Here is a 14,393-nt window from a genome sequence, read left to right as displayed (position 1 = left end):
AGAGGCGCGAATTATAGATACAATTCACGCCTCAAACAAGCCCTAAAGCCTATTTTTTAGTCAACTTTTTCAACTTGACCGAATTCGAGTTCTACCGGTGTTGCACGACCGAAGATCGATACAGACACTTTTAGACGGCTCTTCTCATAGTCCACTTCTTCAACAGTACCGTTGAAGTCAGCAAATGGACCATCGTTTACACGAACAATCTCACCCGCTTCGTACATTGTACGAGGACGAGGAGCTTCACTTGCTTTCTCAAGACGATTCAAGATAGCGTCAGCTTCTTTGTCCGTGATAGGTGCAGGTTTATCTGAAGTTCCACCAATAAAGCCCATAACGCGTGGAACGCTACGTACTAGGTGCCATGACTCATCGTTCATAATCATTTGAACAAGAACATAACCTGGGAAGAATTTACGTTCACTCTTACGACGCTGACCAGCGCGCATCTCGACAACTTCTTCAGTTGGTACCAATACTTCGCCAAACAGTTCTTCCATATCATGCATTCTGATATGTTCACGAAGAGAGTTTGCTACGCGGCCTTCAAAACCAGAAAAGGCTTGAACCACGTACCAACGTTTCTTTGGAGCTTCACTCATGAATTAAAACCCTCACACCCCAGTCGCTAGAGCAACAAGACGAACCATAATTCCGTCAATGCCCCAAAGCGCTAGAGCCATAACAATACTTACAGCCAATACGATCAAAGTAGTTTGCATAGTTTCTTGGCGAGTTGGCCAAACAACCTTGCGGATCTCCATACGAGATTCACGTGCAAATACGATCGCAGCTTTACCTTTAGTAGTCGTAGCGGCTACACCTAGAGCGATTGCAATTAATACAACCACACCAGCAGCGCGAGCTACTACAGACATTTCACCATACAGGTAATTTCCCACAACAGCAGCGGCTAGCAGAGCAAAAGCGACAATCCACTTGAAGATGTCTGCTGCACTTGAGCTATCAGGAGTTTCTGCATTTGCTTTCATAAAACTAACCTGTGACAAGTCTTACTATAGACGACAATAACCCCGCTGTTGCAGGGCCTATTCATTAGTGTTGAAAATCAACACCTTCTTTCCGAACTTTCTTTCTAATACAGGCTATAAAACCCACAATAGAAATGAAAATTCTCAAAATTCTTTGCTTGTTAGACGATAAAAAGACCAATTTATCTTCTAATCATAAACAGTAGCGCAGAAAAAGGGCATCAAATGATGCCCTTTTGTTTAGATTTCGTCAATTATTAATCGAAAATCTTAGCAACAACACCAGCACCAACGGTACGGCCACCTTCGCGGATTGCGAAACGTAGACCTTCGTCCATTGCGATTGGAGCGATTAGCTCAACAGTCATTTGAACGTTGTCACCTGGCATTACCATTTCTACGCCTTCAGGTAGAGTGATGTCGCCTGTTACGTCAGTTGTACGGAAGTAGAACTGTGGACGGTAACCTTTGAAGAAAGGAGTGTGACGGCCGCCTTCGTCTTTAGAAAGTACGTATACTTCAGACTCAAACTTAGTGTGTGGGTTGATAGAACCTTTAGCAGCAAGTACTTGGCCACGTTCAACGTCATCACGCTTAGTACCACGTAGTAGTGCACCAACGTTCTCACCAGCACGACCTTCGTCAAGCAGTTTACGGAACATTTCAACACCAGTACAAGTAGTCATTGTGGTTTCTTTGATACCAACGATTTCTACTTCGTCACCTACGCGTAGGATACCGCGCTCGATACGACCAGTTACAACAGTACCACGACCTTGAATTGAGAATACGTCTTCAATTGGTAGTAGGAACGGTTGGTCAACAGCACGCTCTGGCTCTGGGATGTAAGAATCTAGTGCTTCTGCAAGCTCAACGATCTTGTCTTCCCACTCTTTCTCGCCGTTTAGAGCGCCAAGAGCAGAACCCTGGATAACTGGTAGGTCATCACCTGGGAAGTCGTATTCAGAAAGAAGTTCACGAACTTCCATTTCTACTAGTTCTAGTAGTTCTTCATCATCAACCATGTCACATTTGTTCATGAATACGATGATGTAAGGGATACCAACCTGACGGCCAAGTAGGATGTGCTCACGAGTTTGTGGCATAGGACCATCAGTTGCAGCAACAACTAGGATACCACCGTCCATTTGCGCAGCACCAGTGATCATGTTTTTAACATAATCGGCGTGTCCTGGGCAGTCTACGTGTGCGTAGTGACGAGCTGGAGTATCGTACTCAACGTGAGAAGTTGCGATTGTGATACCGCGCTCACGCTCTTCTGGAGCGTTATCGATAGATGCGAAGTCTTTAGCTTCACCACCGTACACTTTTGAAAGAGTAGTACAGATAGCTGCAGTTAGAGTTGTTTTACCGTGGTCAACGTGGCCGATAGTACCAACGTTTACGTGCGGTTTCGTACGTTCAAATTTTTCTTTAGACACGAGCGTGTTCCTCTAGGTACGGTTTATAAAGTGGCTTTGTAGACCACGCAACCAAATAAATTGGATGTAAAGTATATATCAAAAGGAAATAATTGCTTGAGAGCTGGTGCTGATAGGCGGATTTGAACCGCCGACCTCACCCTTACCAAGGGTGCGCTCTACCAACTGAGCTATATCAGCACACGATAGGTTGGAGCGGGCAGCGGGAATCGAACCCGCATCATCAGCTTGGAAGGCTGAGGTAATAGCCATTATACGATGCCCGCAACACGTAACTCTTCGAGCTATTTCCTTAAGAAATTGGTGGTGGGAGATGGATTCGAACCATCGAAGGCAGTGCCGTCAGATTTACAGTCTGATCCCTTTGGCCACTCGGGAACCCCACCAAATTTTGCTTTCATAAAGAAAGTGGTGCCGACTACCGGAATCGAACTGGTGACCTACTGATTACAAGTCAGTTGCTCTACCTACTGAGCTAAGTCGGCACATAAGTGGAGCGCATTCTATGGGATGATTTCGAACCTTGCAATAAGAAAATGCAAAAAATCATCAGTTTTTGCGTTTACATTGAGCTACGGCTAATTTTTCAGCAGATCCAAGGGAAATCACCACAGCTTTGCCGTCGTACAATTGAAATATTTATCTCTTCATGTATGTTGAGTCGACGCAGAAAAGGAAGGCTCAAATCAATGAATCCACACATAAATTTCAACCGACACCAATGGGCAGAGCTGAGAGCCTCTGTACCTATGGTTTTATCTGATTCGGACATTGTAGAGCTGCGCGGTATCAATGAAAAATTAGATACTCGGGAAGTAGAAGAAATATACCTTCCCCTTTCTCGTCTTCTTAACCTGCATGCTGGCTCCCAGCAGCGTCGTCAGCGAGTTTTAGACACCTTCTTGAACAAAGAGGACGGCCATAGTCCGTTCATTGTAGGAATCGCCGGTAGCGTCGCTGTAGGTAAAAGTACAACAGCTCGTGTAATGCAAGCACTGCTCTCTCGCTGGGGAGATCACCCTAAAGTGGCGCTGATTACTACCGATGGCTTTCTATACCCCAACGAAGTACTGGAAGAAAAAGGGATAATGCACCGCAAGGGTTTCCCTGAGTCTTACGACATTCAAAAACTCGTTGATTTCGTATCAGATGTTAAAGCTGGTAAAGAAAGAGTAGAAGCTCCTATCTATTCTCACCTCACCTACAACATCACCGATGAAGTTGAGGTTGTTGATAGACCGGATATTTTAATCTTAGAAGGGCTAAACGTACTTCAATCAGGTATGGATTATCCAGAACAACCGCATCGCGTATTTGTTTCTGATTTCCTTGATTTTTCCATTTATGTGGATGCCGATAGCGCCTTGATTCAGCAGTGGTATGTAGAGCGATTTTTGAAGTTTCGTTCTGGGGCATTCAAAAAACCCAACTCATATTTTGGGCATTACACCAAACTGAGCGAAGAACAGGCCATCAATAAGGCCTGCTCTATTTGGGCAGATATTAATGGTAAAAACCTAGTCTCCAACATACTGCCAACTAGAGTTAGAGCGAACCTTATCCTAAGAAAAGGGGTTGACCATAAAGTTGATCAGATTCTACTAAGAAGCTGATCTAACAGATATTTCTCCACCAATAAATGATTCTACCTGATTGCCAGTATCGAGCAGCAAAGCGCCCTGTTGATCGATACCTTTGCATATACCGGTAACCTCTCGATTTCCCATAATCAGTTTAATCGGCTGTTCTAAGAAATTATCGTATTGGTTCCATTGTGTTAAGAATGGCTTCAATCCTTGTTGTTCATAGATATCAATCGCATCATGCAATTTCTTTGTCATTGCAATCACAATCTCATTTCGAGAGATACCTTGATCACCTGCAATCTCTTTTAGGCTAGTCCAAGGCTGACCAATGCCTTGTACATGCTCAGGCATTGATACATTAAGTCCGATACCTATCACTAGGTTAGCGGCATCACCCGCTTGCCCTGATAACTCAACCAATATGCCTGCGAGTTTCTTATTATCGAAGTACACATCGTTTGGCCACTTAAGCTTGAGTCCTTGTATACCGAGCTCTTCAAGCGCATCGACCAGCGCTAGACCGATAACTAAGCTAATCCCCATGGCAGCAGGAAGACCTGCCTCAAGTCGCCAGTACATTGAGTAATAAATATTAGAACCAAAAGGAGATACCCACTCACGCCCACGGCGCCCGCGCCCTTGAGTTTGATACTCCGCCACGCAGACACTGCCAGATTGAAGCTCTTTTTGTCCCAACATATGCTGGTTTGTCGAATCAATAACAGGAATGACTTCTATCGGTAGTCCCAGTTTTTCAACCAATAACTGCTTATCCAATAGATCTAGAGGTTGTTCGAGTCTATATCCCTTACCCTTGACACTATAGATATCAATACCAAGCTCTTGAATAGTTTTAATATGCCTAGCGATTGCCGCTCTAGAGACACCAAAGTGCTCACCAAGTTGCTCTCCTGAGCAAAACTCACCTTTGCTAAGGTACTGAATAATATTAAGTTTAAAGCTAAAGTCTTTCATTGGCTTTACCTTCAAAAATAGCATCTAGATTAGTTTCATGAGTGCGCCCCATAAAGCGAACTTCATGCTCTAGGGCAATTTGATATTTCTGCCATACCGTTTGTTTCACATGCCAAGCCACAGACAATACATCTAAAGCCGTTGCATCATTGAAATTGACGATAACCAAAGCCTGCCGATCGTGAACCCGTGCACCACCATGGGAGTACCCCTTAAGGTTTGCATTATCAATAAGCCAACCTGCAGCAACCTTAATATCATCGCCCGCTGGATAACCAACTATGCTGGGATAGTGTAGTTTTAGTTCATCAAATTGAGAACTAGAGATAACTGGGTTTTTGAAGAAGCTTCCTGCGTTGCCCATGACCCTTGGATCAGGCAATTTTGATTGGCGGACCTGACAAACAGCATCAAAGATTTTTTTCGCGGTTGGTTCACCTTCAATTAACTGCTGCAGCGCACCATAGCCCGTTTTTGGGCTCCAGTTTTTTGGTAGCTTAAAGCCAACCCTTGTAATCAGTGCCTTACCAGATAGTTGTTGTTTAAATATCGAGTCTCGATAGCCAAACTGGCACTGCTCCGCAGTCAGTCGTTTTACAGTGAATGACTGCAAATCTAGGTACTCTACAAAGTCACATACGTCTTTCAGTTCTATGCCATAAGCCCCTATATTTTGAATAGGTGCCGTCCCCGCACAGCCAGGAATCAAAGCAAGGTTTTCCAAACCTGGCATATCATTTTCGACGGTCCACTGAACTAGCGCTGGCCAATCTTCACCAGCCGCAACCTCAAGAAAATAGAAGCTCTCATCTTCAGTGACTTGCTTACCCTTCAGTCTATTTAAAACTGCTACCCCAGCAAAGTGATCGGTAAACAGCATGTTACTTCCCGTGCCTAAAGGAAGCTTAGGCAGGTCTTCCCACTCCGGATTACTATAGATCTCAATTAGATCTTCTACTGAACTCGCCTCTACAAGAAAGTCACAGTCTGTTTTAATCGAAAATGTATGGTGGCGAGAGAGTTCTGCTTGAGGGGTAATATGCATCATAGAATTAATTGTTCCATTCCCTTGTCGGGATTCCAAAGGGTAGTATTTGCAACTTTCCCTTATAATACTGGAACAAGCTCAATTCCGCAGTTAATAAATGAACAGTCTGATTATCAAAGATCTGGAGCCGTTGCGTTTGCCGCTCCTCAAGAAGTTATACAAATCCCACTACCCTTCTACAAAGATAAAGGCAGGTGAGAAGATCATAGTGGCCGAGGAAAACTCTAAGATTGTGGGGGTTGTACGATATCGAGAAGTGGACAAGTGGCAGTTGCTTACAGGTATGCTCGTTATTCCTGAAATGCGTAATCAAGGTATTGCCTCACAGCTTCTGCGCTTCAGCCAGCGCGATATTCTGCATGACAAGGTTTTCTGCTTTGCCTATGAACATCTAGAACAACTGTACAGCGCTCACGGATTTACAACTATTCCAGTTGAAGACCTCCCTTCTACATTGGCCAAGCTATATTTGCGCTACACTCAGACGGGAAAGCCACTAATTATCATGCAATATCACAGATAACTAATTTCAAGATAATTGTTTACCAATTCATCTAGGCACTAAAGCTGCAAATTTGGTAAAATAACAGGCTAAATCAGCCCTTTACAGGACTTAATATTCATAATGGTTTTAGCTAAGAATGTCATCGATGGACTAAAAGCAGTTCCCGTTGATCCAAAAGACTTTAGAACACTTTATTCGGCTAAAGAGTTCAAAGCACAGCTATTAGAGCTTATCAAAACAGCCAAGAAGCGTATCTACATTGCCGCCCTGTATCTTGAGGACGACGAAGCAGGACGAGAGGTCTTTGGTGAGATCTACAAGGCAAAACAAGCTAATCCAGGATTAGATGTTCAGATTTGTGTAGATTGGCATAGAGCTCAACGTGGCTTGATAGGTGCAGAGTCATCTGATGGCAATGCAGCTATGTACACAAAGATGGCTGAGTCTCACAAGCATACCGTCCCAGTTTACGGTGTGCCTGTTCGTGGTAAAGAAGTGTTTGGTGTATTACACCTTAAAGGCTTTATCTTTGATGATACGGTTCTTTATAGTGGTGCAAGCATTAACAATATCTATCTACACCACCAAGAAAAATATCGTTTTGATCGATACCATCTGATCAATAGCCCAGCAATTGCCGATGCTATGGCTACCTACATTATGGACGCACTGATTAAGAATCCTGCAGTTAACACACTGACAGAGCAGAATCGTCCAACAACCAAATCTTTAAAAAGTGCAATTCGCCAATTGCGTGCAAGCCTAGCGGTAACCAACTACCGTTTCGAAAGCTCAGATGTCACAGAAGACAAGATAGCAATTACGCCTATTGTTGGTGTTGGTAAACGTAGAAACCTTCTCAACATGGCTATCGTACAATTACTGCGAGATGCCAAAGAAGAAATTACCATTTGTACCCCTTACTTTAACTTCCCTAAAAGTGTTGCAAAGGAGCTTAAGAAAGCTTTGCGACGTGGCGTGAAAGTAACGGTTGTTGTAGGTGACAAAACCGCCAACGACTTTTTCATCGATCCCGAAGAAGAGTTCAAAACAGTGGGTGGATTACCGTATCTGTATGAGATGAATCTGCGCCGTTTCTTGAAGGCAAATGAAGCGAATATCGCTTGCCGCAAGTTAGACATCCTTCTTTGGAAGCATGACGCCAATAGTTATCACTTAAAGGGACTATGGGTAGATAAGCAGAACATGCTGTTAACTGGTAACAACCTAAATCCTAGAGCTTGGAAGTTAGACTTGGAAAACGCCTTGCTTGTTAGAGATCCGCAAGGCTATCTAAAGTCTCAATTTGAACAAGAGTTTGAGAATATTTTCGAGAATACCCAGCGTATCGGAAGTTACAAACATATTGAAAAGATTGAACATTACCCAGAAGCAGTGCAGAAACTATTGCGAAAAATTACGCGCGTACAGGCTGATAGAGTCCTCAAGCAGTTGCTCTAATACTTGGATGGCACATTCGATATATAAAAGGCTCCTATGGAAACATAGGGGCCTTTTTGTTGGCTCTCTACTTCCCACACAGCTTTGCAGAAATAACAGATACCAAAAATACCTCAGTCTTTCGTCGGGGATGCCTAGTCTAAGACCTTTAATATGACAGGGGTGGATTGGGGCTGCATTCCAGGGATTCTATGAGATTTGCCTACAAGCGGGCTAGCGATCTAACTCTCAACCTCTCCTTTGCAGAAACTGAAGATACAAAAAAAGGCCCTAGTCTTTCGACTAAGGCCTTTAATATGGCAGGGGTGGAGAGATTCGAACTCCCAACACGCGGATTTGGAATCCGCTGCTCTGCCAATTGGAGCTACACCCCTAAAATTTTTCAGTTTCTTAAATCTGAAAAAACCTCGCATAAAGCGAGGTCATCAGAATAAGTGGCGGAGTGGACGGGACTCGAACCCGCGACCCCCGGCGTGACAGGCCGGTATTCTAACCAACTGAACTACCACTCCGCACCAATTTGTTATCTAGCTAAAGTCTTACTCGCGTTGCTTTAGTTAGATGTAATTTAAAGCCTGGCGATGTCCTACTCTCACATGGGGAAGCCCCACACTACCATCGGCGCTATTGTGTTTCACTTCTGAGTTCGGCATGGAATCAGGTGGGTCCACAATGCTATGGTCGCCAAGCAAATTTTAAAATTCGGAAAACTGTTATTTAAAAGTCATATACACATTCAAAGTTCTTACTTCGAGTCCACAAAACCCCTTGGGTGTTGTATGGTTAAGCCTCACGGGCAATTAGTACAGGTTAGCTCAATGCCTCGCAGCACTTACACACCCTGCCTATCAACGTTCTAGTCTCGAACAACCCTTTAGGACACTTAAAGTGCCAGGGAAGACTCATCTCAGGGCTCGCTTCCCGCTTAGATGCTTTCAGCGGTTATCGATTCCGAACTTAGCTACCGGGCAATGCCATTGGCATGACAACCCGAACACCAGAGGTTCGTCCACTCCGGTCCTCTCGTACTAGGAGCAGCCCCCTTCAATCTTCCAACGCCCACGGCAGATAGGGACCGAACTGTCTCACGACGTTCTAAACCCAGCTCGCGTACCACTTTAAATGGCGAACAGCCATACCCTTGGGACCGACTTCAGCCCCAGGATGTGATGAGCCGACATCGAGGTGCCAAACACCGCCGTCGATATGAACTCTTGGGCGGTATCAGCCTGTTATCCCCGGAGTACCTTTTATCCGTTGAGCGATGGCCCTTCCATTCAGAACCACCGGATCACTATGACCTGCTTTCGCACCTGCTCGAATTGTCATTCTCGCAGTCAAGCGGGCTTATGCCATTGCACTAACCACACGATGTCCAACCGTGTTTAGCCCACCTTCGTGCTCCTCCGTTACTCTTTGGGAGGAGACCGCCCCAGTCAAACTACCCACCAGGCACTGTCCTCACCCCCGATAAGGGGGCTAAGTTAGAACATCAAACATACAAGGGTGGTATTTCAAGGATGGCTCCAACGATACTGGCGTACCGTCTTCAAAGCCTCCCACCTATCCTACACATGTAGGCTCAATGTTCAGTGCCAAGCTGTAGTAAAGGTTCACGGGGTCTTTCCGTCTAGCCGCGGGTACACTGCATCTTCACAGCGATTTCAATTTCACTGAGTCTCGGGTGGAGACAGCGTGGCCATCATTACGCCATTCGTGCAGGTCGGAACTTACCCGACAAGGAATTTCGCTACCTTAGGACCGTTATAGTTACGGCCGCCGTTTACCGGGGCTTCGATCAAGAGCTTCGACCGAAGTCTAACCCCATCAATTAACCTTCCGGCACCGGGCAGGCGTCACACCGTATACGTCATCTTACGATTTTGCACAGTGCTGTGTTTTTAATAAACAGTTGCAGCCACCTGGTATCTGCGACTCCTAGTAGCTCCATCCGCAAGGGACTTCACCGCCAAGAGCGTACCTTCTCCCGAAGTTACGGTACCATTTTGCCTAGTTCCTTCACCCGAGTTCTCTCAAGCGCCTTGGTATTCTCTACCCGACCACCTGTGTCGGTTTGGGGTACGATTTCTTATAATCTGAAGCTTAGAGGCTTTTCCTGGAAGCATGGCATCAATGACTTCACTGCACGTAGCAGCTCGACATCGTATCTCAGCGTTAAGAAAGTCCGGATTTACCTAAACCTTCCGCCTACATACTTGAACCTGGACAACCATCGCCAGGCCCACCTAGCCTTCTCCGTCCCCCCATCGCAATTATAAGAAGTACGGGAATATTAACCCGTTTCCCATCGACTACGCCTTTCGGCCTCGCCTTAGGGGTCGACTTACCCTGCCCCGATTAACGTTGGACAGGAACCCTTGGTCTTCCGGCGAGGGGGTTTTTCACCCCCTTTATCGTTACTCATGTCAGCATTCGCACTTCTGATACGTCCAGCAGCCCTTACAGACCACCTTCAACCGCTTACAGAACGCTCCCCTACCCCGCATACAAAGTATGCAGCCGCAGCTTCGGTGTATAGCTTAGCCCCGTTACATCTTCCGCGCAGGCCGACTCGACCAGTGAGCTATTACGCTTTCTTTAAATGATGGCTGCTTCTAAGCCAACATCCTGGCTGTCTGAGCCTTCCCACATCGTTTCCCACTTAGCTATACTTTGGGACCTTAGCTGGCGGTCTGGGTTGTTTCCCTCTCCACGACGGACGTTAGCACCCGCCGTGTGTCTCCCGGATAGTACTCAATGGTATTCGGAGTTTGCAAAGGGTTGGTAAGTCGGGATGACCCCCTAGCCTTAACAGTGCTCTACCCCCATTGGTATTCGTCCGAGGCGCTACCTAAATAGCTTTCGGGGAGAACCAGCTATCTCCAGGTTTGATTGGCCTTTCACCCCTAGCCACAAGTCATCCGCTAATTTTTCAACATTAGTCGGTTCGGTCCTCCAGTTGATGTTACTCAACCTTCAACCTGCCCATGGCTAGATCACCTGGTTTCGGGTCTATATCCAGAGACTGAACGCCCAGTTAAGACTCGGTTTCCCTACGGCTCCCCTAAACGGTTAACCTTGCCACTGAATATAAGTCGCTGACCCATTATACAAAAGGTACGCAGTCACGCTTCGAGGCGCTCCTACTGCTTGTACGTACACGGTTTCAGGTTCTATTTCACTCCCCTCACAGGGGTTCTTTTCGCCTTTCCCTCACGGTACTGGTTCACTATCGGTCAGTCAGTAGTATTTAGCCTTGGAGGATGGTCCCCCCATGTTCAAACAGGATATCACGTGTCCCGCCTTACTCGTTTTCACTTAAAATGCGTTGTCGGTTACGGGGCTATCACCCTATACTGCGAGACTTTCCAGACTCTTCACCTGACGCATTAAAAGCTTAAGGGCTAATCCAATTTCGCTCGCCGCTACTTTCGGAATCTCGGTTGATTTCTCTTCCTCCGGGTACTTAGATGTTTCAGTTCCCCGGGTTTGCCTCGTTATGCTATGTATTCACATAACGATACGTGCTTATGCACGTGGGTTTCCCCATTCAGAAATCCCAGACTCAAATGGTTATTACTACCTAATCTGGGCTTATCGCAAGTTATTACGTCTTTCATCGCCTCTGACTGCCAAGGCATCCACCGTGTACGCTTAGTCACTTAACCATACAACCCCAAAGGGTCTTGCTTACGCAATGCAGTTGCTACGCTGCAGTATGACGTTTCCAAGGTGCGTTATCTCTTTATTATGAGCGAGATAACATTCGATTTTGCCGGACTCAAATTTGAATGCATTCTGGCAAGAATACATTCCCAAGAACACTTGAATGTGTGTTGGTACCTAATGATTAAATCATTAGGATTTGAGAACTTTTAAATTTGATAAATAATGAAATCACATTATTTATCGTCAGCTTTCCAAATTGTTAAAGAGCATGATTCTTTGCTAATAAATAGCTTTCGAAACCATTTTTAAGAGTACTTAAGCAAATACGCTTAAAGATGGTGGAGCTATGCGGGATCGAACCGCAGACCTCCTGCGTGCAAGGCAGGCGCTCTCCCAGCTGAGCTATAGCCCCAAAACTTAATGTTTCATCCAATATCTTTTGGGAAAGAAATTGGTGGGTCTGAGTGGACTTGAACCACCGACCTCCCGCTTATCAGGCGAGCGCTCTAACCAGCTGAGCTACAGACCCAACATTAAACTCTTAACTTTTTCAAACCATATCAATCTGTGTGGACACTCATCGTGAGTAATCATCGTATAAGGAGGTGATCCAGCCCCAGGTTCCCCTAGGGCTACCTTGTTACGACTTCACCCCAGTCATGAACCACAAAGTGGTGAGCGTCCTCCCGAAGGTTAAACTACCCACTTCTTTTGCAGCCCACTCCCATGGTGTGACGGGCGGTGTGTACAAGGCCCGGGAACGTATTCACCGTGACATTCTGATTCACGATTACTAGCGATTCCGACTTCATGGAGTCGAGTTGCAGACTCCAATCCGGACTACGACGCACTTTTTGGGATTCGCTCACCATCGCTGGTTGGCTGCCCTCTGTATGCGCCATTGTAGCACGTGTGTAGCCCTACTCGTAAGGGCCATGATGACTTGACGTCGTCCCCACCTTCCTCCGGTTTATCACCGGCAGTCTCCCTGGAGTTCCCACCATTACGTGCTGGCAAACAAGGATAAGGGTTGCGCTCGTTGCGGGACTTAACCCAACATTTCACAACACGAGCTGACGACAGCCATGCAGCACCTGTCTCAGAGTTCCCGAAGGCACCAAGCTATCTCTAGCGAGTTCTCTGGATGTCAAGAGTAGGTAAGGTTCTTCGCGTTGCATCGAATTAAACCACATGCTCCACCGCTTGTGCGGGCCCCCGTCAATTCATTTGAGTTTTAATCTTGCGACCGTACTCCCCAGGCGGTCTACTTAACGCGTTAGCTCCGAAAGCCACGGCTCAAGGCCACAACCTCCAAGTAGACATCGTTTACGGCGTGGACTACCAGGGTATCTAATCCTGTTTGCTCCCCACGCTTTCGCATCTGAGTGTCAGTATCTGTCCAGGGGGCCGCCTTCGCCACTGGTATTCCTTCAGATCTCTACGCATTTCACCGCTACACCTGAAATTCTACCCCCCTCTACAGTACTCTAGCCTGCCAGTTTCAAATGCGGTTCCGAGGTTGAGCCCCGGGCTTTCACATCTGACTTAACAAACCACCTGCATGCGCTTTACGCCCAGTAATTCCGATTAACGCTCGCACCCTCCGTATTACCGCGGCTGCTGGCACGGAGTTAGCCGGTGCTTCTTCTGTCGCTAACGTCAAACGATGAAGCTATTAACTTCAACGCCTTCCTCACGACTGAAAGTACTTTACAACCCGAAGGCCTTCTTCATACACGCGGCATGGCTGCATCAGGCTTGCGCCCATTGTGCAATATTCCCCACTGCTGCCTCCCGTAGGAGTCTGGACCGTGTCTCAGTTCCAGTGTGGCTGATCATCCTCTCAGACCAGCTAGGGATCGTCGCCTTGGTGAGCCATTACCTCACCAACTAGCTAATCCCACCTGGGCATATCCTGAAGCGAGAGGCCCGAAGGTCCCCCTCTTTGGTCCGTAGACGTTATGCGGTATTAGCCATCGTTTCCAATGGTTATCCCCCACATCAGGGCAATTTCCCAGGCATTACTCACCCGTCCGCCGCTCGACGCCCAACAAATCACCCGAAGGGTCAATGTTGTCGTTTCCGCTCGACTTGCATGTGTTAGGCCTGCCGCCAGCGTTCAATCTGAGCCATGATCAAACTCTTCAATTAAAGTTTTTTTGGTCTTGCGACCGGCTCAATGAATACTGACTTCAAAACTGTTCCTTACTCGAAAGTAAGAAGTAATTTTAAAGCTATTATCGTTCCAACAGAACGATAATGAATTGACTGTGCCAATGATTAAAAATCATTGTATTGGTCACTCAGTTCATTGATAAATCTTTTCGATTATCATCAACGAGTGCCCACACAGATTGATAGGTTTAAATTGTTAAAGAGCTTTGCTTTCAGTGCCTTAGCACTTAAGCGAGGTGCGTATAATACGCTCTCTACTTTGAAAGTCAACATAAAACTCTAAGAAATTTCTTAAAATCTTATGGTGACTGAACTCAATTTGAGTTCAATCAAAATTAAAGCCTGGCGATGTCCTACTCTCACATGGGGAAGCCCCACACTACCATCGGCGCTATTATGTTTCACTTCTGAGTTCGGCATGGAATCAGGTGGGTCCACAATGCTATGGTCGCCAAGCAAATTTTAAAATTCGGAAAACTGTTATTTAAAAGTCATATACACATTCAAAGTTCTTACTTCGAGTCCACAAAACCCCTT

General features: G+C 46.1%; 8 protein-coding genes, 8 tRNA genes and 4 rRNA genes. 3 read left to right on the top strand and 17 right to left on the bottom strand.

The window, feature by feature from the left end:
* Positions 1-56: 56 nt before the first annotated feature.
* The 7 genes from nusG to OCU46_RS00565 all read right to left on the bottom strand — a co-directional run bounded on the left by nusG (position 57) and on the right by OCU46_RS00565 (position 2,922).
* Positions 57-605 (bottom strand): transcription termination/antitermination protein NusG, encoded by a 549-nt coding sequence (gene nusG, locus OCU46_RS00595; RefSeq protein ID WP_141272656.1) that lies wholly within the window; start codon positions 603-605, stop codon positions 57-59.
* 12 nt (positions 606-617) lie between these two features.
* Positions 618-995 carry a preprotein translocase subunit SecE gene (gene secE, locus OCU46_RS00590; RefSeq protein ID WP_141272654.1) on the bottom strand — a complete coding sequence of 126 codons (378 nt, stop codon included), beginning with the start codon at positions 993-995 and terminating at the stop codon, positions 618-620.
* Positions 996-1,252: 257 nt separating this feature from the next.
* Positions 1,253-2,437, bottom strand: coding sequence for an elongation factor Tu (tuf, locus tag OCU46_RS00585; RefSeq protein ID WP_337972447.1), 1,185 nt, complete (start codon positions 2,435-2,437; stop codon positions 1,253-1,255).
* Positions 2,438-2,541: 104 nt separating this feature from the next.
* Positions 2,542-2,617, bottom strand: a tRNA-Thr gene (locus tag OCU46_RS00580).
* Between the two features lie 11 nt (positions 2,618-2,628).
* Positions 2,629-2,703: transfer RNA gene (locus tag OCU46_RS00575), tRNA-Gly, on the bottom strand.
* Between the two features lie 35 nt (positions 2,704-2,738).
* Positions 2,739-2,823: transfer RNA gene (locus OCU46_RS00570), tRNA-Tyr, on the bottom strand.
* 23 nt (positions 2,824-2,846) lie between these two features.
* A tRNA-Thr gene (locus tag OCU46_RS00565) sits at positions 2,847-2,922 on the bottom strand.
* Positions 2,923-3,126: 204 nt separating this feature from the next.
* On the opposite strand from OCU46_RS00565, the gene coaA reads away from it, so the two are divergent.
* Positions 3,127-4,050 carry a type I pantothenate kinase gene (gene coaA, locus OCU46_RS00560; RefSeq protein WP_141273710.1) on the top strand — a complete coding sequence of 308 codons (924 nt, stop codon included), beginning with the start codon at positions 3,127-3,129 and terminating at the stop codon, positions 4,048-4,050.
* Here coaA and birA read toward each other — a convergent pair.
* Entirely contained in the window at positions 4,039-4,998 is a 960-nt protein-coding gene (birA, locus tag OCU46_RS00555) for a bifunctional biotin--[acetyl-CoA-carboxylase] ligase/biotin operon repressor BirA (RefSeq protein WP_141273712.1), read from the bottom strand. The genes coaA and birA overlap by 12 nt on opposite strands.
* A complete protein-coding gene (gene murB, locus OCU46_RS00550) occupies positions 4,985-6,046 on the bottom strand; it encodes a UDP-N-acetylmuramate dehydrogenase (RefSeq protein WP_141273714.1) in 1,062 nt (353 codons plus the stop codon). Before murB ends, birA begins: the two co-directional genes overlap by 14 nt.
* Before the next feature lie 97 nt (positions 6,047-6,143).
* On the opposite strand from murB, the gene OCU46_RS00545 reads away from it, so the two are divergent.
* Together OCU46_RS00545 and pssA are read left to right on the top strand one after the other, a co-directional pair.
* Positions 6,144-6,569, top strand: a complete 426-nt coding sequence (locus OCU46_RS00545; RefSeq protein ID WP_141273716.1) for a GNAT family N-acetyltransferase — start codon at positions 6,144-6,146, stop codon at positions 6,567-6,569.
* A 102-nt stretch (positions 6,570-6,671) separates the two neighbouring features.
* Entirely contained in the window at positions 6,672-8,012 is a 1,341-nt protein-coding gene (gene pssA, locus OCU46_RS00540) for a CDP-diacylglycerol--serine O-phosphatidyltransferase (RefSeq protein WP_141273718.1), read from the top strand.
* Between the two features lie 297 nt (positions 8,013-8,309).
* Here pssA and OCU46_RS00535 read toward each other — a convergent pair.
* From OCU46_RS00535 to rrf (OCU46_RS00500), 8 genes are all read right to left on the bottom strand, one after another.
* Positions 8,310-8,386, bottom strand: a tRNA-Trp gene (locus OCU46_RS00535).
* A gap of 61 nt (positions 8,387-8,447) precedes the next feature.
* A tRNA-Asp gene (locus OCU46_RS00530) sits at positions 8,448-8,524 on the bottom strand.
* Positions 8,525-8,585: 61 nt separating this feature from the next.
* Positions 8,586-8,701 (bottom strand): 5S ribosomal RNA (gene rrf / locus OCU46_RS00525).
* Positions 8,702-8,791: 90 nt separating this feature from the next.
* Positions 8,792-11,680: ribosomal RNA gene (locus tag OCU46_RS00520) — 23S ribosomal RNA — on the bottom strand.
* 337 nt (positions 11,681-12,017) lie between these two features.
* Positions 12,018-12,093 (bottom strand) — tRNA-Ala (locus tag OCU46_RS00515).
* A 40-nt stretch (positions 12,094-12,133) separates the two neighbouring features.
* Positions 12,134-12,210 (bottom strand) — tRNA-Ile (locus OCU46_RS00510).
* A 69-nt stretch (positions 12,211-12,279) separates the two neighbouring features.
* A 16S ribosomal RNA gene (locus OCU46_RS00505) occupies positions 12,280-13,832 on the bottom strand.
* A gap of 364 nt (positions 13,833-14,196) precedes the next feature.
* A 5S ribosomal RNA gene (rrf, locus tag OCU46_RS00500) occupies positions 14,197-14,312 on the bottom strand.
* The 16S, 23S and 5S rRNA genes sit together here with 4 tRNA genes alongside, the layout of an rRNA operon.
* Between the last annotated feature and the right edge of the window lie 81 nt (positions 14,313-14,393).

Origin of the sequence: Vibrio comitans (assembly GCA_024346835.1) — a bacterium.
In the GTDB taxonomy this organism is placed as follows: domain Bacteria; phylum Pseudomonadota; class Gammaproteobacteria; order Enterobacterales; family Vibrionaceae; genus Vibrio; species Vibrio comitans.
Note: the sequence above shows the minus strand (reverse complement) of the source record. Positions and strands in the feature narration are given on the sequence as shown.